Origin of the sequence: Paraburkholderia guartelaensis (genome assembly GCF_004353905.1) — a bacterium.
Lineage (GTDB): Bacteria > Pseudomonadota > Gammaproteobacteria > Burkholderiales > Burkholderiaceae > Paraburkholderia > Paraburkholderia guartelaensis.
Genome location: NZ_SMOD01000022.1, coordinates 29750 through 53821, shown reverse-complemented (window position 1 = coordinate 53821; position 24072 = coordinate 29750). Strand labels below are relative to the sequence as shown.

24 protein-coding genes are annotated in these 24072 nt (G+C 63.8%); 12 read left to right on the top strand and 12 right to left on the bottom strand.

Going from position 1 to position 24072, the window contains the following annotated elements:
• The first annotated feature begins 271 nt into the window (after window positions 1-271).
• The 6 genes from E1N52_RS26030 to E1N52_RS26005 all read left to right on the top strand — a co-directional run bounded on the left by E1N52_RS26030 (window position 272) and on the right by E1N52_RS26005 (window position 6301).
• Window positions 272-1231 carry an MBL fold metallo-hydrolase gene (locus E1N52_RS26030; protein WP_133185693.1) on the top strand — a complete coding sequence of 320 codons (960 nt, stop codon included), beginning with the start codon at window positions 272-274 and terminating at the stop codon, window positions 1229-1231.
• 79 nt (window positions 1232-1310) lie between these two features.
• On the top strand, window positions 1311-3023 hold the full coding sequence (locus tag E1N52_RS26025) for an FAD-dependent oxidoreductase (protein WP_133185692.1): 1713 nt from the start codon (window positions 1311-1313) through the stop codon (window positions 3021-3023).
• Window positions 3024-3041: 18 nt separating this feature from the next.
• Window positions 3042-3272 carry a DUF2783 domain-containing protein gene (locus tag E1N52_RS26020; RefSeq protein ID WP_133185691.1) on the top strand — a complete coding sequence of 77 codons (231 nt, stop codon included), beginning with the start codon at window positions 3042-3044 and terminating at the stop codon, window positions 3270-3272.
• A 315-nt stretch (window positions 3273-3587) separates the two neighbouring features.
• Window positions 3588-4814: a Crp/Fnr family transcriptional regulator gene (locus tag E1N52_RS26015; protein ID WP_133185690.1), complete on the top strand. Its 1227-nt coding sequence runs from the start codon at window positions 3588-3590 to the stop codon at window positions 4812-4814.
• Window positions 4815-4828: 14 nt separating this feature from the next.
• On the top strand, window positions 4829-5632 hold the full coding sequence (locus tag E1N52_RS26010) for a flagellar motor protein (protein ID WP_133185689.1): 804 nt from the start codon (window positions 4829-4831) through the stop codon (window positions 5630-5632).
• Between the two features lie 6 nt (window positions 5633-5638).
• On the top strand, window positions 5639-6301 hold the full coding sequence (locus E1N52_RS26005; protein WP_133185688.1) for an OmpA/MotB family protein: 663 nt from the start codon (window positions 5639-5641) through the stop codon (window positions 6299-6301).
• 39 nt (window positions 6302-6340) lie between these two features.
• On the opposite strand, the gene E1N52_RS26000 is transcribed toward E1N52_RS26005, so the two are convergent.
• The gene (locus E1N52_RS26000) at window positions 6341-6823 is read right to left on the bottom strand and encodes an Lrp/AsnC family transcriptional regulator (protein WP_028202732.1); all 483 of its coding nucleotides are present in this window, start codon (window positions 6821-6823) and stop codon (window positions 6341-6343) included.
• A gap of 404 nt (window positions 6824-7227) precedes the next feature.
• Here E1N52_RS26000 and E1N52_RS25995 point away from each other — a divergent pair, with 404 nt between their 5' ends.
• The gene (locus E1N52_RS25995; protein ID WP_133185687.1) at window positions 7228-7854 is read left to right on the top strand and encodes a LysE family translocator; all 627 of its coding nucleotides are present in this window, start codon (window positions 7228-7230) and stop codon (window positions 7852-7854) included.
• Window positions 7855-7930: 76 nt separating this feature from the next.
• On the opposite strand, the gene E1N52_RS25990 is transcribed toward E1N52_RS25995, so the two are convergent.
• Together E1N52_RS25990 and E1N52_RS25985 are read right to left on the bottom strand one after the other, a co-directional pair.
• On the bottom strand, window positions 7931-9037 hold the full coding sequence (locus E1N52_RS25990) for a DUF2242 domain-containing protein (protein ID WP_246089222.1): 1107 nt from the start codon (window positions 9035-9037) through the stop codon (window positions 7931-7933).
• A gap of 369 nt (window positions 9038-9406) precedes the next feature.
• Window positions 9407-10564 (bottom strand): branched-chain amino acid ABC transporter substrate-binding protein, encoded by a 1158-nt coding sequence (locus tag E1N52_RS25985; protein WP_133185685.1) that lies wholly within the window; start codon window positions 10562-10564, stop codon window positions 9407-9409.
• 385 nt (window positions 10565-10949) lie between these two features.
• Here E1N52_RS25985 and E1N52_RS25980 point away from each other — a divergent pair, with 385 nt between their 5' ends.
• Window positions 10950-11621, top strand: coding sequence for a GntR family transcriptional regulator (locus E1N52_RS25980; RefSeq protein ID WP_133185684.1), 672 nt, complete (start codon window positions 10950-10952; stop codon window positions 11619-11621).
• A 98-nt stretch (window positions 11622-11719) separates the two neighbouring features.
• Here E1N52_RS25980 and E1N52_RS25975 read toward each other — a convergent pair whose 3' ends face one another.
• Together E1N52_RS25975 and E1N52_RS25970 are read right to left on the bottom strand one after the other, a co-directional pair.
• Window positions 11720-13075, bottom strand: coding sequence for an APC family permease (locus tag E1N52_RS25975; protein WP_133185683.1), 1356 nt, complete (start codon window positions 13073-13075; stop codon window positions 11720-11722).
• A gap of 123 nt (window positions 13076-13198) precedes the next feature.
• Window positions 13199-14029, bottom strand: coding sequence for a carbon-nitrogen hydrolase family protein (locus E1N52_RS25970; protein ID WP_133185682.1), 831 nt, complete (start codon window positions 14027-14029; stop codon window positions 13199-13201).
• Between the two features lie 130 nt (window positions 14030-14159).
• Here E1N52_RS25970 and E1N52_RS25965 point away from each other — a divergent pair, with 130 nt between their 5' ends.
• Window positions 14160-15014, top strand: a complete 855-nt coding sequence (locus tag E1N52_RS25965; RefSeq protein WP_133185771.1) for a response regulator transcription factor — start codon at window positions 14160-14162, stop codon at window positions 15012-15014.
• 26 nt (window positions 15015-15040) lie between these two features.
• On the opposite strand, the gene E1N52_RS25960 is transcribed toward E1N52_RS25965, so the two are convergent.
• The 6 genes from E1N52_RS25960 to E1N52_RS25940 form a co-directional block, all read right to left on the bottom strand.
• On the bottom strand, window positions 15041-15457 hold the full coding sequence (locus E1N52_RS25960) for a rubredoxin (protein WP_133185681.1): 417 nt from the start codon (window positions 15455-15457) through the stop codon (window positions 15041-15043).
• Window positions 15458-15497: 40 nt separating this feature from the next.
• Window positions 15498-15626, bottom strand: a complete 129-nt coding sequence (locus E1N52_RS45315; RefSeq protein ID WP_281282727.1) for a hypothetical protein — start codon at window positions 15624-15626, stop codon at window positions 15498-15500.
• 267 nt (window positions 15627-15893) lie between these two features.
• A complete protein-coding gene (locus tag E1N52_RS25955; protein WP_133185680.1) occupies window positions 15894-16451 on the bottom strand; it encodes an FUSC family protein in 558 nt (185 codons plus the stop codon).
• A 57-nt stretch (window positions 16452-16508) separates the two neighbouring features.
• Window positions 16509-17186: a GntR family transcriptional regulator gene (locus E1N52_RS25950; protein WP_133185679.1), complete on the bottom strand. Its 678-nt coding sequence runs from the start codon at window positions 17184-17186 to the stop codon at window positions 16509-16511.
• A gap of 263 nt (window positions 17187-17449) precedes the next feature.
• Window positions 17450-17863 (bottom strand): DoxX family protein, encoded by a 414-nt coding sequence (locus E1N52_RS25945; protein ID WP_028202725.1) that lies wholly within the window; start codon window positions 17861-17863, stop codon window positions 17450-17452.
• 132 nt (window positions 17864-17995) lie between these two features.
• Window positions 17996-18721: a pirin family protein gene (locus E1N52_RS25940; RefSeq protein ID WP_133185678.1), complete on the bottom strand. Its 726-nt coding sequence runs from the start codon at window positions 18719-18721 to the stop codon at window positions 17996-17998.
• A gap of 128 nt (window positions 18722-18849) precedes the next feature.
• Here E1N52_RS25940 and E1N52_RS25935 point away from each other — a divergent pair, with 128 nt between their 5' ends.
• The 3 genes from E1N52_RS25935 (at window position 18850) to ahpF (ending at window position 22424) form a co-directional block, all read left to right on the top strand.
• The gene (locus E1N52_RS25935) at window positions 18850-19758 is read left to right on the top strand and encodes a LysR family transcriptional regulator (protein ID WP_133185677.1); all 909 of its coding nucleotides are present in this window, start codon (window positions 18850-18852) and stop codon (window positions 19756-19758) included.
• Between the two features lie 312 nt (window positions 19759-20070).
• Window positions 20071-20634, top strand: a complete 564-nt coding sequence (ahpC, locus tag E1N52_RS25930; protein ID WP_069261621.1) for an alkyl hydroperoxide reductase subunit C — start codon at window positions 20071-20073, stop codon at window positions 20632-20634.
• 188 nt (window positions 20635-20822) lie between these two features.
• Window positions 20823-22424, top strand: a complete 1602-nt coding sequence (ahpF, locus tag E1N52_RS25925) for an alkyl hydroperoxide reductase subunit F (protein WP_133185676.1) — start codon at window positions 20823-20825, stop codon at window positions 22422-22424.
• A gap of 75 nt (window positions 22425-22499) precedes the next feature.
• Here ahpF and oxlT read toward each other — a convergent pair whose 3' ends face one another.
• Window positions 22500-23843 (bottom strand): oxalate/formate MFS antiporter, encoded by a 1344-nt coding sequence (oxlT, locus tag E1N52_RS25920; protein ID WP_133185675.1) that lies wholly within the window; start codon window positions 23841-23843, stop codon window positions 22500-22502.
• Window positions 23844-24072: the final 229 nt, after the last annotated feature.

Genomic DNA, 24072 nt, shown 5'->3' with positions numbered 1-24072 from the left:
GCTTTTCTCTGGCTGAAAAAGGGTCCATGTTAACTGAACGGCGGCCGCTGTACGGACTGCAGCGTGCTTCGGTCAGAAATTAACGTATAGCGATGTAATTCGCTATTGACAAATAAAAACGGGAAGACCATGATGGCCTCACCCCTGCACAACTGCGGTCCATTTCAATTTCAAACGGGGCGAGACAACCAGGGCTGGCGCCCAACGCGCCTGGCCCGTGCGCGCTTCGCCCCGCCCCGGCTTCAAGAGCCCCTCGATACGGAGACTCAACATGGCAAAGGCGTTCGCATCCCAGGCCGACCTCGAAGAAAAGAAGGTCACGTTCACGCAGCTCTCGGAAAACGCATACGCGTACACCACGGAAGGCGACCCCAACTCGGGCGTCATCATCGGCGACGACGGCGTGCTGATCGTCGACACCACGGCCACGCCCGCCATGGCGCAGGACCTCATCGCGAAGATCCGCACCGTCACCGACAAGCCCATCAAATACGTCGTGCTCTCGCACTATCACGCGGTGCGCGTGCTGGGCGCTTCGGCGTACTTCAAGGAAGGCGCGCAGCAGATCATCGCGAGCCGCGGCACGTATGAAATGATCGTCGAGCGCGGCGAAGCCGACATGAAGTCGGAAATCGAGCGCTTCCCGCGCCTGTTCGCGGGCGTCGAAACGGTGCCGGGCCTCACGTGGCCCACGCTCGTGTTCGAGAAGGAAATCACGCTGTTCCTCGGCAAGCTCGAAGTGAAGATCGCGCACCTCGGCTCGGGTCACACGAAGGGCGACACGGTGGTGTGGCTGCCGCAGCAGAAGGTGCTGTTCTCGGGCGACCTCGTCGAATACGACGCTGCGTGCTATTGCGGCGACGCACAGCTTGCCGAGTGGCCTGCCACGCTCGAAGCGCTGCGCTCGCTTGGCGCCGAAAAGCTCGTGCCGGGCCGTGGCCCCGCATTGCTGAACCCGGCGGAAGTCAACAAGGGTCTCGACTACACGAAGGACTTCGTGACCACGCTGCTCGCGCAAGGCCGCGCCGCCGTGGAGCAGAAGCTCGACCTGAAGGGCGCGATGTCGCTCACGCGCGAAGCGATGGACCCGAAATTCGGCCACGTGTTCATCTACGAGCACTGCCTGCCGTTCGACGTGACGCGCGCTTATGACGAGGCGAGCGGCATTACGCATCCGCGCATCTGGACGGCGCAGCGCGACAAGGAGATGTGGGACGCGCTGCAGGATTGAAGCACCAGTTAAGCGCGAGTTAAGTGCCAGGTGAGTGCCAACTGCGAGACGGGCACGAGATGACACGGTGGAGACAAGAATGATCGACTATCAAACGCTGACCTTCGACTACGCGCGATGCAGCGAACAAACTCCGGACGCCGCCGCGTGCGTGCGTCCGGTCGTGGTGGTCGGCGCGGGGCCAGTGGGCCTCGCGACGGCCATCGACCTCGCGCGGCAAGGTGTGCCGGTGGTGCTCGTGGACGACGACTGCACGCTTTCCACGGGCTCGCGCGCCATCTGCTTTTCCAAGCGTTCGCTCGATATCTTCGACCGCCTAGGCTGCGGCGACCGCATGGTCGAAAAGGGCGTGAGCTGGAACGTGGGCAAGGTGTTCCGCAAGGACGAACTCGTCTACACGTTCAACCTGCTGCCCGAAAGCGGCCATCATCGGCCGGCTTTCGTGAATCTGCAGCAGTACTACGTAGAAGGCTATCTGCTCGAATGTGCGCAGGCATTGCCCAACCTCGAAATCCGCTGGAAAAACAAGGTGACGGGCGTCGCGCAGCACGGCACGCCGGGCGCCGCCGATGCGCACGTCGCGCTCGAAATCGAAACGCCCGACGGCCCGTACACGCTGCTCGCGCGCTACGTCGTGGCCGCCGACGGCTCGCGCAGCCCGCTGCGCAAGCTGCTCGGCCTCGACAGCCACGGCCGCACGTTCAAGGATCGCTTCCTCATCGCCGACGTGAAGATGGAAGCCGACTTCCCTACCGAACGCTGGTTCTGGTTCGATCCGCCGTTCCATCCGAACCAGTCGGTGCTGCTGCATCGCCAGCCCGACAACGTCTGGCGCATCGACTTCCAGCTCGGCTGGGACGCCGACCCGGTACTCGAAAAAACGCCCGAGCGCGTGATTCCGCGTGTGCGCGCGCTGCTCGGGCCCGACGTGAAGTTCGAGCTGGAGTGGGTGAGCATCTACACGTTCTCGTGTCTGCGCATGGACAGCTTCCGCCAGGGCAACGTGCTGTTCGCGGGCGACTCGGCGCATCTGGTTTCGCCGTTCGGCGCGCGCGGTGCGAATAGCGGCTTTCAGGACGGCGAGAATCTTGCATGGAAGCTCGCGATGGTGCTGGAGAACCACGCGCCCGACGCGCTGCTCGACACCTACGCGAGCGAACGTGAATACGCAGCCGACGAAAACATCCGCAACTCCACGCGCTCGACCGACTTCATCACGCCCAAGAGCGCGGTGAGCCGCGTGTTCCGCGACGCCGTGCTCACGCTCGCTCGCGAGCATGCATTTGCGCGTCAACTGGTGAACAGCGGCCGGCTTTCCGTGCCGGCGGTACTGCGCGAATCGACCTTGAATACGCCCGACGAAGAGACGTTCAACGGCCAGATGGAGCCGGGCGCTTCGTGTGCTGACGCGCCGGTGCAAAACGCAGCGGGTGACGAGAGCTGGCTGCTTGCGCATCTGGGCGACCAGTTCGCTGGCCTCGTTTTCAGCCGTGCTGGCTCGCCGTTCGATACCGCGACGCTCGACACGCTGCAGGCGCTTTCGCGTTCTGTGGTGCCGCTCAAGTTCGTGGTGATGCTCGAAGGCGATGCGGCTGTGCCCGCGGGTCTGCCGGCATCGACGGTGGTGTTGCGCGACGTGCAAGGGCTGGCGGCGCAGCGCTACGGTGCGCAGGACGGCGCGTTCTATCTGATTCGTCCGGACCAGCACGTGAGCGCACGCTGGCGGCGCGCCGACGCAGCGCGCGTGGAGAGCGCGCTCAAGCGCGCGCTGTGCGTGGAAGGCACGGCATAGAGGAACGAGGAGACAACCATGCTGAACACCCAACCGAATCTGGCAAGACCGGACGACTTTTACGAAGCGCTGATCGACATGCATCGCGATCTCGACGAGGCGCAGAGTCAATCGGCCAACGCGCAGCTGATCCTGCTGCTAGCGAACCACATCGGCGAGCACGAAACGCTGATGCAAGCGCTTCGCTTCGCGCGCGCAGGCGTGAGCGCATCGGCGAACAACGGCGTGACGGGAAAACTTGCGGCTTGAAAGACTGAAAGAGATTGATAGCGTGACACATGCGGCCAGTGCGAACTGGCCGCATTCATTTACGTCACGCAATTCACAACCCATTTGCGGCACTTCTCGCGCAAGCAATCGTTTGCGTTTGCATTGCGCGCACGACACATCGGCGCACAGGTTTGCGCCAACGGCTTTCGGCTCGCTTTCCATGCGTGCCATCTATGCAAGCTGATTCAAGAACGCCTTGGGAAACGCCGTAAACGCGGCACGTAGCACTCACTTCGCACACGCATAGATAGTCAGACAAATGCGGGCGATGGAATCGTTTTCCGGGGAAAGAACTTGAATCGCAGCAGTCAAACATGGTCGCGTACGGCGGCGCCGGGCGAGATCATTTATTCGGAAGGCTTTGCAGGCGAACGGTTGATCTTCGTGATCGCCGACGGCAAGGTCGAAATCTCCACACGTTGCGACGACAAGAAAGTCGTGATGGCCACGCTGGGACGCGGTGAATTTTTCGGCGAGACTGCGCTGCTCGGCGCGGAACCGCGCCCGAATACGGCGAAGGCGCTGAGCTTTTGCCAGCTGACCGTCGTGTCGGCGAGCCTGATCGAAGAGGAACTCGAACGCGTCACGCCGATGCTGCGCCACGTGGTGCGCACGCTTACGCGGCGCGTCAAGGCGAAGGACGATCTGCTCGCCACCTACACCCATGCCGACTTCATGCCGGGCGTGCTTTCGTACGCGCACGTGCTTGCGCTGATCGCGGGCGCGAGCGATCGCGCCGAAGGCGGCGACACATGGTCGCGACACGGCGCGAGTGGCGCCGAAGTGAGCGTGCCGCTCGCCGACGTCGTGCAGAAATGCCGTGCAGTTGCGGGCCATTCGCGTCCGCACGTGATGGCCATGCTCCGGCGCATGGAAAAGCTCAATCTCGTCGCGATGCAAAGCGGGCAGGCCACGCATCTTGCCAACAATGCGGCAGCGGCAGAAGGCGCGTTGGGCCGCCAGGTGGTGACGTTCGACCCCGTGCGCATCGTGGAGCGCGCGACGCAGGTCGCAGACAGCGATCTCGATGTGTCGATCAACAGCGAACTCGAACTGATCGAACTGGGCGATCTCGAAGCGCTGATCGGCGTGGAGCGCAAGGTCATTCTCAACAAGCTCTCGCACGCAGAAATTGCCGACGAGGTCTTCGCGTTCCGCAAGTCGAAGGTGCTCAACTTCGTCGAGCAAAAGGGCGTGGCGTATTTCTCGAAGCGCACGAACCGCGGCTCGGGTGAACTCAAAGCGCTCGATGATCTGTTGTTCGTCGATCAACGCACGCTGTTCGAAGCCGTGAGCGCGCTCGATACCTACGATCTCGCGAAACTGCTCGCTTCGATCGAGGATCAGGCCGTAACCGAGCGCCTGCTCTCGGTGATGGCGGACGCACGCAAGAACGAAGTGTCGTGGGTCATGCGCCGCGACATCAAAATCGATCCCGTGGAAGTCGAGGACATCGAACAGCGCCTGCTTGAAGCGGTGCGTGCACTCAAGTCGCCTGGCGGACGCCAGGCAGATCGCTGAGTTGGGAGACACGCATGGATCTGCTTACCCTGATCGGTATCGCCATCGGCGCGCTCGCTGTGGTCGCGGGCTTCTCGCTCGAAGGCGGCCATTTCGTCACGCTGCTCCAGCCCGAGGCGCTCGCCATCGTGCTGGGCGGCACGCTCGGCGCCGTGATGATCCAGAACACGTGGGCGCGCTTCTTCGACGCCATCAAGCATTTGCGCATGGCCTTCGTGAAAGCGCCGCGCGTCGATGAAGCGAGCCTCGCCGCGGTGCTGGAGTGGGGTGACCAGGCCAAGCTCAACGGTCTGCTCGCATTCGAGTCGATGGATTTGCAAGGCATTCATCCGTTCGCGCGGCGCGGGCTCGAACTGCTTGCGAGCGGCGTTTCAACCGCCGTGCTCGAAGATGCGCTCCATCGCGAACTCGAAGCCTCCGGGCGCAAGCACATGGCGGCGGCGCGTGTGTGGCAGCAGGCGGGCGGCTATGCGCCCACGTTCGGCATTCTCGGCTCGGTGCTCGGCCTCATTCAGGTTACGGGGCATCTGATCGAGCCTGCGGAACTCGGGCCCGGCATTGCCGTGGCCTTTATCGCCACGCTTTACGGCCTTGCTTTCGCGAACCTGGTTTTTCTGCCGCTGTACGGCAAGATGCGCGCGCATATCGAAAGCGAACTGCGCCTGCGCAAGCTCTATCTCGACGGCCTGCTCGCCATTTCGCGCAAGGAGTCGCCCCACACGATCGCCACGCGTCTTGCTGGCGAGGTGGGCGGCAAGAGCGGCGGTTTGCAGGGCGAAGCGAACGTATGGGCGCTGGACACGACGAGCGCGAGCTGACCGCCCATGCTTTCCGATAAAGACTTGCCGCTCACGGCTCAATTCGATCACGACGAGGACGAGGGCGGCGAATCGAGTTCCGGCCGCTGGCTCATTTCCTACGCGGACCTGATCACGACGCTGATGGTGCTGTTCCTCGCGCTCTACGCGATGCAGCTGGCGAAGCATAAGGAATCCGAAATACGATCGGCAGCGCAATCTACGAGCACGGCGGCTGCGGCCGTGAAAATGCCCGCTGTCGATCAGGCATTGCTCGCCGCGCTCGAAACGCTGCGCCAGCGCGGCGAGATCACGATCGTGCCGGCGGCGCGCGGCGTGGAGATCGGCATCAATGCGAAGATCCTGTTCAACGCGGGCGATGCCACGCTGCTGCCCGAATCGCTCGGCGTGCTGGGCCGTATCGCCGAGGTGCTGCGCGCGGCGCCGGCGGGCAACATCCTCGTGGAAGGGCACACGGACAGCTCGCCGATCTCGAATGCGAAGTTCGCGTCGAACTGGGAACTCTCTTCGGCGCGCGCCGGCGCGGTGGTGCGCTATCTGGTCGAGCGCGGCATCGAGCCTCACCGGCTCGCTGCGATTGGCCGCGCCGACAACTTCCCGCTCGTGGCAGGCAACGACCCTGCGAGCCGAGCCCTCAACCGGCGCGTGACGTTGATCGTGCAGCGCTGAAGCTCACGCCCTTCGCGTGATTGCCGAGGCAAACGCGCTTCACACCTGCATGGACGGCACATCCTTCATGCAGCGCAAGGCGAACATCGACCGGCTGTGGCGAATGCTCGAGATGCGATAGAGCTTCTCGCGCAGGAAGCGCTCGTAGCCGGCGGTGCCGTCCACCGCCACCTTGATCCAGTAGTCGTACTCGCCGGAGACGAGATAGGCCTCCAGCACTTCGGGCAGCGCCGCGAGTTCGGCGCCGAAGCGCGCGAGCGCGTCGTCTTCGTGGCGGTCGAGCGTCACTTCCAGAATCACGATGTCGGCGTAGCCCAGCTTTTGCTGGTTCACGAGCGCGACATAGCCGTCGATATAACCATCGGCTTCGAGTTGGCGCGTGCGATTCCAGCACGCGGTGGTGGACATGCCCACCTGCTCGGCGAGTTCGGCGTTCGAAAGCCGGGCGTTCTTCTGCAGGGCGCTGAGGATCTTGCGGTCCTGATTGTCGAGCGCTTTGGGCGGGCGTTCACGAGGGCTCATGGCGAAAAAGAATCTTGTACAGGTCGAAGTAATTTTGACGGAAGAAGATTCCGTATATTGGCCAATTCTGCCTGAAAACCGGAAGCCCATACACGCTATTCCCCGGTATATTTTCCACATGCCTTCTTGCCTGGCACGACCCACGCGGCCACCTCCCCGCTGTGGGGCGCGCCGCCGCAGCCACAAGCCGCGGCGGTCCGTCAGGGCCGGTTTCCGTTGCACACTGCGGCGGCTACCGGGCGTTGCGCGCGTTCACCACGCAGTCAGCAATGTCCGGTCAGGCAGATGGCATTTGAAAACCGCGCTTTCGCGCGGTTTTTTGTTGCCCGTTTCGGTACCCGTTTTTAATACGCCCGCGACCCCGAGCGCCGTTCGTCACCCCGTCTTCACCAGCACGCCCTGCAATGTCGATCCAGCTGTATCTATCTTTTCTCGCCGCCGCGCTCGTCCTTGTCTACACGCCCGGTCCCGTCAACGTGCTCACGATGAGCCAGGCGCTCCACGCCGGCTGGCGCCGCGCGCTGCCCTGCGTCTGGGGCGGCACGCTCGCGGTGCTGCTCCAGCTCGCGCTGACGGCGCTGTGCCTCAATTCGCTGCTGCTCATTAGTGAGCATTCACTTACGATGTTGCGCTGGCTGGGCGCGGCCTATCTTGTCTGGCTCGGCTGCAAGCAGTGGCGCAGCCGCTCATTGGCGGGCACGGATGCGCCCGCCGAAACCGATGGTGCGAGTCATCGCGATTTGTTCTGGCGCGGATTCGCGACCTCCGGGCTCAACCCGAAGACCTTGCTGTTCTTCCCGTCGTTTTTCCCGCAGTTCATGAGCGCCGATGGGCCCTGGAGCGCCAACCGTCAGTATTTGCTGCTGGCGGCGACGTTCGCGCTGCTGTTTGCGGGCGGCGTGGCTTCGATGGCGCTGTTTTCGCACCGGCTGCGCCACGTGTTGCAGCGGCCAAGGCGCATGCGCGCCGTGAATCGCCTGATGGGCAGCCTGCTCGTGGGAATGGGCGCGATGATGGCCGGCTTGCGCTGAGCGCGCAGACGGCTGATGGCTCGCGCGGCTGTGCGCGAGCCGGTTGGCGTGACGCCGGTTTGGCGCGCCGCGGCGCTTAAGGCGAGGTAGTCGATGTCGCCGGCGCTACCGCCGGCGTGTCCGCGGCAGCTGACGGCGTTGCCGTAGCGGCTGCCACGCTCTGGGTGCCAGAGGTCGTCGAGGTCGACGCGAGCGTTTGTGCCGTTGCCACGGCCGCAGACGCCGCCGCGGGCGTTGCTGCGTTGTGAGTGGTCACACTCGCCGCGAGCCCCGTAATCTGCGGATTTTCCGCAACCGGGGCCGGCACGCCCATGATCGCCGCTGCAGCCGCAGCGCCGTGGTCGACCGGTGCGGATGCGCCCGGCGCAGAAGCGGCTGGAGCGGGCACCGCCGTGGCAGGTGCAGACGCGGGTGCGGGCGCAGCCGGTGGCGCTGCCACAACCGGCGCGGCCGGCAGCGTGCTGCTATGCAACACCGCCGCACCCGTCGCCGCAGCCGCAGCGGCGGCAGCCGGCGCGGCCGACCCCACCGTGGTCGCGGCAGGCGCGGCGCTGGCCGTGACCGGCTCGATCGGCGGCGGCAACGGCGAAATCTTGATCGCGCCGCCGCCAGGCACCGGCTCGCTGCGTGCCGATGCGTTCAAATACCGCCCCACCAGATCGAAGAAACGCGAATAAAACGGGCCAGACTGGATCGTTTCGCTCGAAATCTTCACCATTTCGTCGCTGTTCGAGCGAATCGGCAGCGAAACCGACCCCAGAATCGAGAGCCCCACGCTCGCCGACGTATCGCTCTTCTTGAGCGCGTAGCCGTTCTGCACGGCGTTCACGTACACCATGCTCGTATTGCTCGCGTCGCCAGGCGTGCAGACGACGTGCACCTCCACGACGATGTGCTGATCCATCGTCGGCTGGAAGTTCTTCGTGGCGTCGACGGTGTCGTTGCGTGTCATCGTCGTCATGTAGCCCTGGCTCAGCAGCGCGCGGCGCGACGACTCGCAGGCGTCAGTGCTCGCGTAGTTGAAGCTGCGCGAGAACTGGCTGGGCGCCGTGCTCAGCAGCTGATCTTCCTGGAACTTGGGCTTGGGCGAGGAGCACGCGCCGAGCGCAACAGCCAGCGTCACCGTGGTGACGGCGAGGGCGGCGCTGCGAAGCGGGACGGGTAAACGAGGGACGGCTTTCAAAAAACGGGACATGTTCGGGGCAAACAGGGCAGCAATGCGGCATTGCATCGGACGGCATGCATTGTAGTTCGGTTCCGCTGCGCACGACCGAACGCTCGTTTTTTCGAGGCATTTCGAAAGCCCCTCGAAGGCGTCTCGAAGCTTACATCTCACATGGCGAAAAAAAACGGGCTTCCGCCCAACGCGAAAGCCCGTATCAACCCGGCGCCCGGTCCAGCGAGCGGAGAAGAGAACCCGCTGGCGTGCGCCGCAGCCGGGTACCACCGGCTGTTCCTGTGCGCAATGCGCTAAATCGTGGGGGCCACACTTGCCGCCGCGCCCGCAACGCGGCGTCAGTGTGGGCTCACTTCATCGGTTCACTTCGTCGACTTACTTCGTGCCGACCGTCGTGAGCGGCTGCCACTTGCCGTTCACGACCTTGTAGACCGTCACGCCGCCGTATTTCAGGTCGCCGTACTGGTCGTAGGCCAGCTCGTTCGTGGTCACGCCCTTCATGTTCGTCGCCTTGAGCGAGGCGAGGTAGATGTGCGGATCGGTCGAATTCGCCTTCTTCATGGCGGCAAACACAGCGCGCGTGCCGTCATACGCATACGGCGAATACAGCTCGACCGGCTTGTTGAAGCGCTTGGTGTAGCGCTCGACATAGCTCTTGCCGCCCGGCATCTGATCAAGCGGGCTGCCGCCCGACGAAGCGAGCGCGCCTTCGGCCGCCGGACCGGCGATCTTGATGAGCTCGTCCGAGTGCATCATGTCGGGGCCGATCAGCGTGGCCTTGATCGCGAGCGACTTCATCTGCTTGAGCATCGGCGCGGCCTGGGTGTCGGCGCCGCCGTAGAAGATCGCGTCGGCGTCGGCCGACTTGATGTGCGTGAGGATCGAGCGGAAGTCCACGGCCTTGTCGTTCGTGAACTCCTGCGCGACCACCGTGCCGCCCGCTGCCTTCACGGCCTTCGCGAACTCCTCGGCCACACCTTGACCGTACGCCGTACGGTCGTCGATCACGGCGAAGCGCTTGAACTTCAGGTCCTTCACGACGTACTCGCCGAGCACGCTGCCTTGCTGCGCGTCGGACGTGACGAGGCGGAACGTGGTGGGCAGGCCCTGGCGCGTATAGGTGGGCGCGGTGGCCGTGGCAATTTCGGGAATGCCGGCCTTCGCGTAGATCGGCGAGGCGGGAATGCTGGTGCCCGAGTTGAAGTGGCCGATCACGGCCGAAACGCCGTCGTCCACGAGCTTTTGCGCGACGGTCGTGCCGGTGCGCGGGTCGGCCTGGTCGTCGTAGGCGTCGAGCACGAAGCGTACCGGCTTCCCGCCGATGGTCGGATTCGTGGCGTTCTCGTCGTCGATCGCCATCTGCACGCCGCTGCGGAAGTCCGCGCCGTAGTGAGCCTGGCCGCCCGTGAGCGGGGCGGCGAAGCCGATCTTGACGTCAGTGGCCTGGGCGAGCGCGCCGGCGCTCCACAGGGCCGCGACGGCGGCAAGCACAACGGGCGCGCGCAGGCGCAGATGGGGTTTGCTTGGGTTCATCCTGGTTCTCTCCTCAGCGGTCTACGTTTTTCATGGGCGCAGCCGGGCCCGCACCGCGTTCGGAGCGCGCGGCGTGCCTTTTTGCGCAGGGGTGAAGCAAAAGGAACCGGCCGCCAGATGGCGGTTTGCCGGACGAAACCGTTGCGCACGCAACAGCCCCGGGACGGCCCGGTGGATACGCTAAAATTGCTTGGTTTTCAGGTGCTTACAGAAACCTATACAGTCTCCAGACAAGGACACGGCACAGAGGGAACGGCTGGCGGATCCGTATCACCAGCATAAATATCCAGAAGCGATCAGATTGTATCCAATTCTGGCAGGCAAAAATATTGACGACAACACTTTTTCGTCGGACGGCGTTCGTCCGCCCGGCGCCCACGAGCCCATGACGACAGTGCAGGCCAAGGAAGACCAGCGATCGCTGCCTCAAACGATCCGCGACCAGCTGCGCGACGAGATCCTGCGCGGCGTACTGCCGCCCGGTGCGCAGTTGCGCCAGGAGAGCCTGGCGGAGCGCTTCGGCGCGAGCCGCATTCCCGTGCGCGAGGCGCTGCGCCAGCTCGAGGCCGAAGGGCTCGTGAGCTATCAGCTCAATCGCGGCGCGGTGGTGATCGCCATGTCCACGCAGGAGATCTGCGAGCTGCTGGACATTCGCGCGGCGCTGGAGACCTACGCGGCGAAGCTCGCGGTGCCGAACATGGTGGCCGGCGACATCGACGTGATGAAGCGCATTCTCGCGGCGTACGACGCCGCTTCGTCACCCGCGGAGTGGGCCGAATGCAACCGCCAGTTCCATCTGGCGCTGTGCGCGCCCGCGAATAACGCGCGTCTGCGCAAGATGATCGAGGAGTACTGCCTGAGTACGACGAATCGATATCCGCATCTGCGCATGTCGCTCGATACGGAGAAGAACGAGGTGCAAAGCGATCACTACGCGATCGTCGATGCCTGCAAGCGGCGCGACGTGGATGAAGTGGTGGCGCTGATCGAGCGGCATATTCTCGATACCAGGCGCGAAGTGATGGCTGCGGCGCGGCTGGCTGGTCTGGATAGCTAAGCGTTTCTTTTCGCTGCGCAGAATGGAAAAACGGCGAGCGCCCCGCAAGGGACGCTCGCCGTTTCGTTTGAAGCAGACTCGAGTGTGAAGCGCTTCGCTTATACCGCCATTTCGGGCGGCGCCTGGCGGAAGCACCGCGTGATCCAGCCGAGGTACACGAGGCCGAGCACGAACCAGATCACGCCGAGCACGATGGCGGTCTTTTCGAGGCTGCACAGCAGCCAGATGTCGGTCACGGCGCCGATCAACGGGAACACCACACCGCCGAGGAACCCAAAGCCACGCGTGCCCGCCGCGCCGCTGAAGTACTGGCGGATCACGCACAGGTTCACCGAAGTGAACGCGAGGAACGCACCGAAGTTGATGAACGAGGTGGACGTGGCCACGTCGAGCTTCAGCGCGATCAAACCGACGATACCGGCAATCGCGATGTTGATCGCAGGCGTGCGAAAGCGCGGGTGAATGTAGCCGAAAATCGACTTCGGCAGCACCTCATCGCGGCCCATCGCGTAGAGCAGACGCCCCACGCTGGCTTGCGCGGAGATGCCCGAGGCGAACTGCGCGAGGATCAGGCCTGCGAGGAAAATCGTCACGAAGATATCGCCGCCCACCTTGCGAGCGATTTCGAATGCGGCCGAATCCGGGTCCTTGAACACGGCGCCCGGATGCGCGAGCTGCAGCGTGTACGCAGCGATCACGAAGATCGCGCCGCCCACCAGCGCGATCAGCACGATGGCGCGCGGGATGGTCTTTTCCGGTTCGATGGTTTCCTCGGTGAGCGTGGAAACGGCGTCGAAGCCGAGGTACGAATACGCGGCGATCGCAGCGCCCGCCATCGTGGCCGAGAGAGGCACGTGCGGCTGGAAGAACGGCTGCGCCGTGATGAGGCCGCCCGGGCCCGCGGCCGCGGAGGCGTAGTGCAAACACAGGACTACGAACATTGCCGCGATGCCGAGCTGCACGATCATCAGCACGATGTTGAAGCGCGCGGCGAGTTCGATGCCGATGACGTTCAGCACACTCGTGAGCACGATGAACGCGACGATCCAGATCCACGTGGGCACGCTCGGGAACGCCGCGCCAAGATACGCCGCGCCGATCAGCCAGATCACCATCGGCAGGAAGAAGTAATCGAGCAGTGTGGCCCAGCCGATCATGAAGCCCAGGTGCGAATTGAAGCTCTTGCGCGTGTACGTGTAGGCCGAACCCGCCACTGGGAAAAGGCGCGCGAGCTTGCCGTAGCTGAGCGCCGTGAAGACGATTGCGATTAGCGCGATGAGGTACGCGAGGGCGGCGGTATCCTGGCTCGCGCCGGCGAGCACGCCGTAGGTGCCGTAGACGATCAGCGGCGCCATATAGGCGAGGCCGAACAGGAGCACGGACGGCAGGCCGAGCGTGCGCTTCAGGTGAGGTTCTTGAGTGCCGCGTTCATGCGACGGCGAGGCAGGCTTCATGATGCAGTTGTCTCCTGGGTGCTGCGGTTCTGGCAGGCATGGGCGAGCCAGGCGAGCCGCGCATGGCGGCTTGCCGGATCGCTGATTGCCGGGCTTGTTACCTGGTCTTGCTGCTGTGCGCCTTTAACGCGTGCGCGGGCGGATATTGAGCGAGCGATGGCCTTGCGCGTCGTTCTCGTCCGCGAGATTGAGCGCAATGCGTGCGTCGTGCAGATAGCTGTAATGTTCGCGGCTTTGCGCGAGCAGCGCGCGATCCACCTTCGCGTGCAGCACGGCGTCTTCGGTTTTCAACTCGCAGAGCACGTCGCCGAACGGGCTCACGAGCGCCGTTTCGCCGGGGAACGTGAGGTTGTCGTCGCCGTCGCCGGTGCGGTTCACGAGCGCGGCGAACATCTGGTTCTCCATCGCTCGCGCGACGATCGCGCGGCGATGCACGGGGCCGAATGGATCCATATTGCCGTTCGTGACGACGAGCATTTCCGCGCCGAGCGAGGCCACGGCGCGCGCCGTTTCGGGAAACTCGATGTCGTAGCAGATCAGGAGACCAACGGTCGTGCCCTTGAATTCGCACACCTCGAAGCGATCGCCAGGCGTGAACACGCCCACGTCCGTGGCCCACAGATGGGTCTTGCGGTAACGCAGCGCAATGTCGCCGCGTTCGTCGATCAGCACGGTCGTGTTGTAGAAGCGGTCGCCGTCGCGCTCGGCGAGGCCGACCGCCACGCCGATATTCGCGGCGCGCGCGGCGTCACGCACTTTGCTCAAGGACGGACCGTCGAGCGATTCGGCCACGTCGCGCACGTTCTCGCGGGTGGGAAAACCCGTGAGCGTGGCTTCGGGAAAGACGATGAGATCGCTGCCTTCGCGGCGCTTGGCCGTTGCGTCGAGTACGCGGGCGAGGTTGGGAGCGACTGCGCCGTCCACGATCGGGATCTGCGCGAGTTCGAGTTGCATGCCTGTCTCCTTCCTTATGTATTACGTAAAGCACCGCGTGGGCGTCTGGAGCGGCTATTATCTCCACGTTATTTTTGTCGAGAAATTACCCTGCAGGGGTACCCTGATCGGAGGACCCATGGAGCCCCTCATGGAACTGGACTGGCAAGACCGTGCGTTCCATCACCATATCGCGACGCTGATCGATGCCCTCGACGGCCCCGACTTCTGGACCCGCATGACGCGTGTGATCGAGCGCTTCGTCGCGTTCGACAACTGGGTTGCGCTCGTCTTCCGGCGCGATCGCGCGCCGCTCGTATGCGCCGAGTCGCCCATGCCCGACGGCACCGTGGATCTCTTGTTCCGCGCGTATCTGGAGGGGATGTACCTGCTCGATCCGTTCTATCTGAACGCCAGCGAAAAGCCGCGCGCAGGGCTCGTCACGCTCGCCGAGGTCGCGCCCGATAATTTCAGCATGACGGACTACTACCAGCGCTACTTCAAGAGCAACATCATCGGCGATGAAGTGCAGTTCAACGTGCCGCTCGACGAAGCGCGCACGCTGATTTTCTCGCTAGGCGCAAAGCACCATTACACGGAGCGCGATATTGCGTTGTTCGCGATGTTCGCGCCGTGGGTGGTCGCGCTCATGAAGCAGCGGCTCGCGTATGAGACGTTTGCCGAGGGTGTTGCCGAGGCGGTCGCGTCCGACTCGGCTGAAGCCGACAGCGCGGCGCAGCAGGGGCAGTTGAGCGAGGCGGGCTTTGCGAGCCGCATCGAGGCGGTCACGCAGCAAAGCGGACGTGTGCCGCTCACTGCGCGCGAGATCGAAGTGGTGCGTTTGAGCCTGAGCGGCTTTTCCACGCGCGCAATTGCGGAGCGGCTCGAAATTTCGTTCGAGACCGTGCGTGCGCACAAGAAGCATATTTACGCCAAGCTCGGCGTGAGTTCGCAGTCGGAGTTGTTTGCGCTTTTCTACGAGCCGCTCGGGCGCGTGGGCGTATGAGCGCCGCGCGCCTTTGACGGCGCGCGTCAGAACTCGACGAGCGCGAAGTCTTCCTTGCCCACGTCGCAGAGCGGGCAGCGCCAGTCGTCGGGCACGTCGGCCCAGCGGGTGCCGGGAGCGAGGCCGTCGTCAGGGGCGCCAGCCGCTTCGTCGTATACCCAGCCGCAAATCACGCAGACCCATTGCTTGAGGCCGTCGTCGGCGCTGGCCGCAGCCGTCGAGGCGTTTGCGGATGCCTCAGGTGCGGTGCCTTCGGGCGGGGTGTCGAGCGCGACGACGAGCGGCGCTGCGGTGCTCTCGCGTTCAGCGAGCTTGCTTTGCAGCGTGGCGAGCAGCGCGGCGGCTTCGTCGGCGGTGAGGTCGATCCAGTACGGGTCGCCTGCGCCGTCATTCAGGCGTTCAGGAGAGAACTGGATTTCGAGGGCGACGCCTTTCTTGTACATAAGCAAAAACGGTTGGCTTGATGCCCCGGACGCGCTGCGCTCACAGGAAGTAGCGGAACAGCAGCGAGGCCGCGATGCCGACAGCGCCGATCAGCGCGAGCATTTGCAGGAGCGAGATAGACTTGCTGGACTTGGCGTTCGAAGCGGCGGGACGGGTGGTGGTGTTCATAGGGTGAATTTGCGGCGGCGTGGGTTGCGATCTCGATTGCGCCCCGAAAAGTTGCCGTGATCGACACGACGACGGCAGAGCGCGGCGGGGGAGTTTCGCACGATTTCGCATCGGCGGGGGCATTTGCGGGGCGACTGTGCGCACGCGCCGCAGATTTTGCCCCGCGGCAACCTGCGCCGCACAGCGGCACCAATTATCGCCGCTAACGCGGGCCGGATTCCTGAGCGCGCGGAGATGGTTTATTTCGCATGCGTTGAGAGAAGCGGCTCACAACTGCAGCCAGCGCCGTTCGATATACGAAAACAGCCAGCTGACCGGCACCGCGCAGGCCATGCCGATGGCGACCTGCGCCACGCGAAAGAGCGCGACGTCCCATACCGGCCCGTTCATGGGCACGAGCAGCACGATGGTAGTGGTGATCGCACCCAACCGCGCGGCGGTGCTCACGCTCAGGCACCAGCAGCCGATGATTACCACGCTCACGGCTACGAGGTAGGCCGCGAGATTTTCCGGGCCGAACGCCGCCGTCGCGAGCCCCACCGCGCCGCCCGCAATCGCGCCGATGAACTGGTCGCGCGACTGCGCGAGCGTATCGGCGTAATCGTGCTGGGTGACGGCAATCGCCGTGATCGCGGCCCAGAACGCCTGTTCGGTGTGGAGCGCGCGGCCGATGCTGTATGCAAGGCCTGCCGCGCACACGGCGCGCATCGCCATGAGTGTGCCTTGCGCGGCGCGGCTCTTGAGTGGCAGGCGCTTGAGCGCGCCCAGCGCCGATTGCTGGAGCGAAGTGAGATACGCGTAGAGGTTGTCTTGTGGGTCGTGCATCGAGCGTAATCGGTCGTAAGGAGAACGTGAGGCCGGGCGGGCGCGCTGCCAAGCATATCAAGCCGTGTTTGCAATATGCGGATCGTCGGGCAGGCAATGCGTGCGCAACGACTTCGCCGCGTGGCGCAGGTCACGTTCTACGGCTCGCCGCGCGCCTTGCGCGTCGCGGCGTTTGAGCCGCCGCATGAGGCCTTCGTGCGCATCGTTGAGCGTGCGCGCAAAGTCGGCATCGTCGAACAGCAGGTTCGAGATCGGGCCCACCTGGAGCCACACCGTTTCGATCAGATCCACGAGCAGCGGCGAGCCGCTCGCGCGATAGAGGACGAGGTGGAAGTCTTCGTTGGCGTCGAGATAGCGTGCTCGCTTGTTCTGCGCGAGCGCCTCGGCCATCTGCGCGCAGATGGCGTCGAGCTGCGCGATTTCGCCGGCGGCGAGGCGCGTGGCGGCGAGAAACGCCGCTTCGCCTTCGAGCATCACGCGCACGTTGAGCACGTCGTCGAACTGCGCGCGCGTGAGCTGCGGCACCACTACGCCGCGGTTGGGCAGGTTCACGAGTGCAGACTCGCCTGCGAGGCGCACGAGCGCCGCGCGCACCGGCATCTCGCCTACGCCCAGTTGTTCCGCGAGCGCGTGGATGCGCAGACGCTCGCCCGGCACGAAGCGCCCGAGGCTCAGCCAGCGGCGCAGCGTGGCGTAAGTCTCGTCCTGCAGCGATTGATGCGAGCGTGTCTTCATCGTTCGCCTGGTTCACTCAGTTCATTCACGCAGGCATCGAAGGCGGCGAGCAGGCTGTCGACGGCGGTTTCGGTCGTTTCCGGGCACACGATGCGCGCGTTCCCAGTTCACGCCTTGACGCGTTTGCATGCGTGTCTCCTTGAGATTTGATCAAATCTTCGCATGGCGAAATGCTGAAGTAAATTTGATCAAATTTTCAGGGACACAAAAAAGGCGCGATGCCAACCGGCATCGCGCCTTCTCTACAGTCAAAAAACCGTGCCTTACTTCCTGTCGATCGAGATCGCTCCCGGACCCGTTACCGCGAGTGCGAGCAGGCCGCCGGCGATGCTGATGTTTTTGTAGAAGTTGATCATGTTCGCCATTTGATCGGCGCCGGTCATGGTCCAGAAGTGATGGCCGATAAAGGCTGTCGCAACGGTATAGATCGCGAGCAGCACGGCGAGCGGCCGCGTGTAGAAGCCCACGAGCAGCAGAATGCCGACCGCGAACTCCATGATCACGGCGATGGCTGCCGACAGCATCGGCACGGGCGCGCCCACGTGCGCCATGTAGTCGACCGTGCCCGAAAAGCCGGTGATCTTGGACCAGCCGAACAGGATGAACAGGGAAGTCAGCAGAATGCGTGAGACCAGCAGCACGACGTCGTTGCCCGGCCCGAACAGGTTATATCGCATGGTTTTCTCCGAATAAGTTTTAAGCAGTTCACTACGTATCAGTTCGCGCTTTGCCGGGCGGCGGCCCGCTTTCAGTGAGCGGACCGCCGCGCGCCGGTCTGCGCCAGCATAACCTCAGGCGCAACGCCGGAGTTAAGACCAGAGCTCCGACACTTCGATATTACGCAGATCGAACACGAGGACCTCGGCATCGTGTCCGTCGCTGAAGCTCAACTCGCGCTCGGAGCGGATGCGCGCGCCGTCGCCCTCGCCCAGTTCCACGCCGTTCAGCTTCACGCTGCCGCGCGCCACGTGAACGTAAGCGTAGCGGTCGGCGTCCACTTCGACCTTCGCCGTTTCCGCGCCGTCGAGGCGGCCGGCATACACGCGTGCGTCCTGGCGCAGCTGCAGCGAGTCTTCGGCACCGTCCGGCGAGAGGATCAGGCGGAACTTGCCGCGCTTTTCCTCATCGGCGATGTTCTTCTGCTGGTAGCGCGGCTGCGCGCCCTTCACGTTCGGTGCAATCCAGATCTGCAGGAAGTGCACCCCTTCGTCGGCCGAGTGGTTGAACTCGCTGTGCGCGACACCGGTGCCGGCGCTCATCAACTGCACGTCGCCGGGGACGATCACCGAGCCCGTACCCATCGAGTCCTTGTGCTCCAGCGCGCCTTCCAGCACGTACGAGAAGATTTCCATGTCGCGGTGCGGGTGCTTGCCGAAGCCGCGCGCCGGGGCCACGCGGTCGTCGTTGATCACGAGCAGGTCCGAGAAGCCCACTTGCTTCGGATCGTAGTAGTTGGCAAACGAAAACGTGTGACGCGAGCTGAGCCAGCCATGTTCACCGCGGCCGCGTTGGTCTGCCTTGCGAAGTTCGATCATTTTCGTCTCTCCGTGTGAATCGTTTCGATTCGGTTGATTGGTTGCGATGGAAAGAAGTTTAGGTCAATCAAATCGACTTGAATCGCCGTAAAATACGACTCACTGTCACATTGAAGTGGACAATCAGAATGCAACTCGACGACATGCGGATCTTCGTGAACACCGTGGATGCAGGCAACTTCACGGCGGCGGCCCATCGGCTGCGGCTTTCCAAGCAGTTCGTGAGCCGGCGCGTGGCGGCGCTGGAGGCCGATCTGGGCGCGCGCCTGCTCGTGCGCAACACGCGCAAGCTGGCGGTCACGGACCTCGGCCAGGACTTCTACGAGCGAGCCAAGCGCATCCTCGCGGACGTCTCGGAGGCCGAGCAGGCCATGTCGGACCGGCGCAGCGAGCCGCGCGGCCTGCTGAAAGTGAGCGCGCCGATGTCGTTCGGCATGGCGCACCTTTCTCCGCTCGTCGCCGAATTTCTGCGCGAACATCCGGACGTGCGCTTCGACATGGACCTGAGCGACCGCACGGTCGACGTAATCGGCGAGGGTTTCGACATGGCGCTACGAATCGGCCGGCTGGCGGATTCCACGCTGGTCGCGCAAAAGCTCGTCGACGTGCGCATGATCGCCTGCTGCAGCCCCGGCTACCGGCGCCGGAGGCGCGCGCCGCAAACGCCCGCCGATCTCGCGCAGCACGCCTGCCTGCCGTACGGGCAGCAGGGCCGCGCGCCGTGGGAATTCATCGTCGATGGCGTGCGCACGCCTTTCGACGTGCACGGGCCGCTGCGGGCGAACAATGGCGAAGTGATCCGCGACGCGGCCATTGCCGGGCTCGGCATCTGCTATCTACCGGACTTCATCGTGGCGGGATCGGTTGATGCGGGCCTGCTGGTGGAGGTGCTGGAACCGTTCATGCCGCCGCCCAACGCGCTCCATGCGCTGTACCCGCAGCATCGTGAAGCTTCCGTGACGATCCGCGCATTCACGCAATACCTGCGCGAGCGGCTCGCGGCGCGTGCGGCAACCGCGCGTGGCGGGGCGCTTTGACGCAGCAAGCCTGCGGCCCTTGCAGAAGGGCCGTTGTGCCTGCATCTAACGCATGAAGCTTCGTGAACGCATCATGACAGCGCGGTCGTGTGAGGCGCATTGTCGCAGTTTCGTTGTATGCTCACCGCCCCGAGGGTTGCTCGGGCCGCGCGATGCCGGCGCGGAACCCCATGCTGGCGGGCTTTGACGGACGCTATGGGGTCCGATAGGCAGGGTTAATACCCGCGATCAAAGCAACCAATTTTTCAAACGGACGCGGTTCCCGTAATCTTCGTCCATACCTTTTCCCAACCCAGAGCGAGGAAACAACGCATGTCTCTCATCAACACGCAAGTCAAGCCGTTCAAGGCAACCGCATACCACAACGGTAAGTTCGTTCCGGTCTCTGAGGAAAACCTCAAGGGCAAGTGGTCGGTTGTCGTGTTCTACCCGGCCGACTTCACTTTCGTGTGCCCGACGGAACTCGGCGACCTGGCTGACCAGTACGCAGAATTCCAGAAGCTGGGCGTTGAAGTCTACGGTGTGTCGACCGACACGCATTTCACGCACAAGGCATGGCACGACACGTCGGATACGATCGCCAAGATCCAGTACCCGCTGGTCGGCGACCCGACGGGCGCAATCACGCGCAACTTCGACGTCATGATCGAAGAAGAAGGTCTGGCACTGCGCGGCACGTTCGTGATCAACCCGGAAGGCGAGATCAAGCTGTGCGAAATCCACGACAACGGTATCGGCCGTGACGCCAAGGAACTGCTGCGCAAGGTGCAAGCTGCTCAGTACGTCGCCGCTCACCCGGGCGAAGTTTGCCCCGCCAAGTGGACGCCGGGCGCTGAAACGCTGAAGCCGTCGCTCGACCTCGTCGGCAAGATCTAAGCGTCGCTGTTCAAATGCGATCGCCTTGATCGCATGACGCCAAAGTCTGACTAGCTGTATCCCCGGGCCGCGCCCACGCGGCCGCGGCCCGGGTGCCCTGTTCGCCTCTTGACGCCATAAGCGGAACGGCGAAATTGCCAGGCAATACTTAGAATTCCCCCGCTTCTTCTCTAGCCGGAAAAAAAGCCATGCTCGACGCCAATCTCAAAGATCAACTCAAAAGCTACCTCGAAAAAGTCACGCAGTCGATCGAGATCGTTGCGTACCTGGACGATGGCGAGAAGTCGCAAGAACTGCAGCAACTGCTGCAGGACATCGCATCGCTCTCGAATCGCATCTCCTACGAAGAACGCCGTGGCGCCGCAGCCGGCGACGCGCGTACCCCTTCGTTCGACATCAAGCGCGTGAACTCCGACGTAAAGGTCACGTTCGCGGGCATTCCGATGGGCCACGAATTCACGTCGCTCGTGCTGGCGCTGCTCCAGGTGGGCGGCCACCCGGTCAAGCTCGAGAACGACACCATCGAACAGGTGAAGGCGCTCGACGGCGCGTTCTCGTTCGAAGTCTATATGTCGCTGTCGTGCCAGAACTGCCCGGAAGTCGTGCAGTCGATCAACGCGATGGCTTCGCTCAATCCGAACGTGCAGATCGTCACCATCGACGGCGCGCTGTATCAGGACGAAGTCGAGAAGCGCCAGATCATGGCCGTGCCGACCATCTACCTGAACGGCGAAGTGTTCGGCCAGGGCCGCATGGGCGTGGAAGAAATTCTCGCCAAGCTCGACACCGGCGCATCGTCGCGTGCTGCCGAGAAGCTGAACCAGAAGGATGTATTCGACATGCTCATCGTCGGCGGCGGCCCCGCTGGCGCTGCGGCTGCGATCTACGCGGCGCGCAAGGGCATCAAGACCGGCGTGCTCGCCGAGCGCTTCGGCGGCCAGGTGCTCGACACGATGGCCATCGAGAACTTCGTCTCGGTCACGGAAACGGAAGGGCCGAAGTTCGCCACGGCGCTCGAGCAGCACGTGCGCGCCTACGAGGTCGACATCATGAACCTGCAGCGCGCCGAAGCGCTCGTGCCCACGGGCAACGGCTTCGAAGTGCGCACGCAAAGCGGCGCGACGCTGCGCGCGAAGAGCGTCGTGCTCGCCACGGGTGCGCGCTGGCGTAACGTCGATGTGCCGGGCGAGCAGCAGTACAAGAACAAGGGCGTGGCCTACTGCCCGCACTGCGACGGCCCGCTCTTCAAGGGCAAGCGCGTGGCGGTGATCGGCGGCGGCAACTCGGGTGTGGAAGCGGCGATCGACCTGGCCGGTATCGTGAGCCATGTCACGCTGCTCGAATTCGGCGCGCAACTGCGTGCGGACGAAGTGCTGCAACGCAAGCTGCGCAGCCTGCCGAACGTCACGGTGCACGTGAACGCGCAAACCACGGAGATTTCCGGCGACGGCCAGAAGGTTACGGGTCTCGCTTTTCTCGAACGCACGTCGGGCGAGAAGCGTCATCTCGAACTCGAAGGTGTGTTCGTGCAGATCGGCCTCGTGCCGAACACCGAGTTCCTCAAGGGCACGGTGGCGCTGTCGAAGCACGGCGAGATCGAAGTGGACGCGAAGGGCCAGACGTCGGTGCCGGGCGTGTTTGCCGCAGGCGACGTGACGACCGTGCCGTTCAAGCAGATCGTGATCGCCGTGGGCGAAGGCGCGAAGGCGTCGCTCGGCGCGTTCGATTACCTGATCCGCTCGTCCGTGGAGCAGGAAGAAGACGCGAAGGCGGCGCCTGTGGCCGCCTGAGCAAAGGTTTAGAGTAGTCTCTCTTTACGCCGGCTCATGCCGGCGTTTTTTTATGGTTTTGCGAAATGAGACGGCTCAGTCCTGAACGAGCGGGCTGCCATACGAGAAGTTGGCCGCCGGCTCCGCATGCTTTTGCCGATGGGCCTGGCGCAATGGCTTGAGCACGAAAATGGCGAGCAGGGCGGAGACCGCTGCCATGCCCGAGGCGAGCATGAATACCGCGTGCCAGCTGCCGGTTGCCGCGGTGATCACGCTCGTGAACGGCACGAGCAACGCGGCCGTGCCTTTCGCGGTGTAGAGCAGACCCGCGTTGGTTGCGGCGAACTTCGGTCCGAAGGTGTCGCCGCACGTGGCGGGAAAGAGGCTGTAGATCTCGCCCCACGCGAAGAACACGATGCCAGTCAGCACGACGAACGCCGTCGGGCTGTGGCCGTATTGCGAGAGCAGCACGATGCCGACCGCCTCGATGCCGAACGCGACGAACATCGTGTTCTCGCGGCCAATGCGGTCCGACACCCAGCCGAAGAAGGGCCGCGTGAGCCCGTTGAGCACGCGGTCGATGGTGAGCGCGAACGTGAGCGCGGGCAGCGTGAGACCGAGCAGCGAAACGGGCGAGTCGTGCAGCCCGAAGTCCTTCGCGATGGGGCCGAGCTGCGCGGTCGCCATCAAGCCGCCTGCGGCCATCATCACGAACATGGCGTACATCACCCAGAAGATGGGCGAAGCCACCACCTCGCGCGGGCTCGCGTTATAGACGGCGCTCGCACTTTGCGCGACCTGCTTTGCCGCGTGTCCCATTTGTCCAATGGCGCGTTTCGCTGCCGCGACGCCGTGCGAGGCGGGCGCGCTGAGCGCGAAGCCGAGCACGAGCACGACGATCCCTTGCCCCAGGCCGAACCAGAGGAAGGTGGACTCGTATCCGCTGCTCTTGATCATGTTGGCGATAGGCACGACGGTCGCCGCCGACCCCGCTCCGAAGCCCGCCGCCGTGATGCCGGCCGCGAGCCCACGCCGGTTCGGAAACCACTTGAGCGCGTTGCCGACGCAGGTGCCATAGACGGCTCCCGCACCGAGCCCGCCGATTGCCGCCGCGATATAGAGCACGGGCAGCGACGCCGCGACCGAATTGAGCACCCAGGCAACCGCGCACAACAGCCCGCCGCCCACAACGACCGGACGCGGCCCGTACTTGTCGACGAGCCAGCCTTCCACGGGCACGAGCCAGGTTTCGGTGACGACGAAGATCGTGAACGCGACCTGAATCGCGGCGCGCCCCCAGTGATACTTCTCGTTGATCGGATTGACGAACAGCGTCCAGCCGTACTGCATGTTGGCGATCATCGCCATGCAGATGACGCCGAAAACGAGTTGCGTCCACGGCGACGCGAATCGCGACGCCCCTCCTTGCCGATGCTCCATGTGTGTCTCCGGTTTCTTCGAATGAATGTCTTCTGCGAGGGACGGCCTTTGCCTGAATCGCCGTCATGAATCCTGTCGTTTAGCTGACAGTCGTTTACACAATATGTGATATATCAATGAAGTCAAGCGGAAGACATCTCAGGGCTTTTACTAGCTCCCGGCATTGATGAGTATGGTTTTTGAAAGCTTGAGACCGATGCCGCCGGCGCCAGAAAAAAAGCCCGCCGGC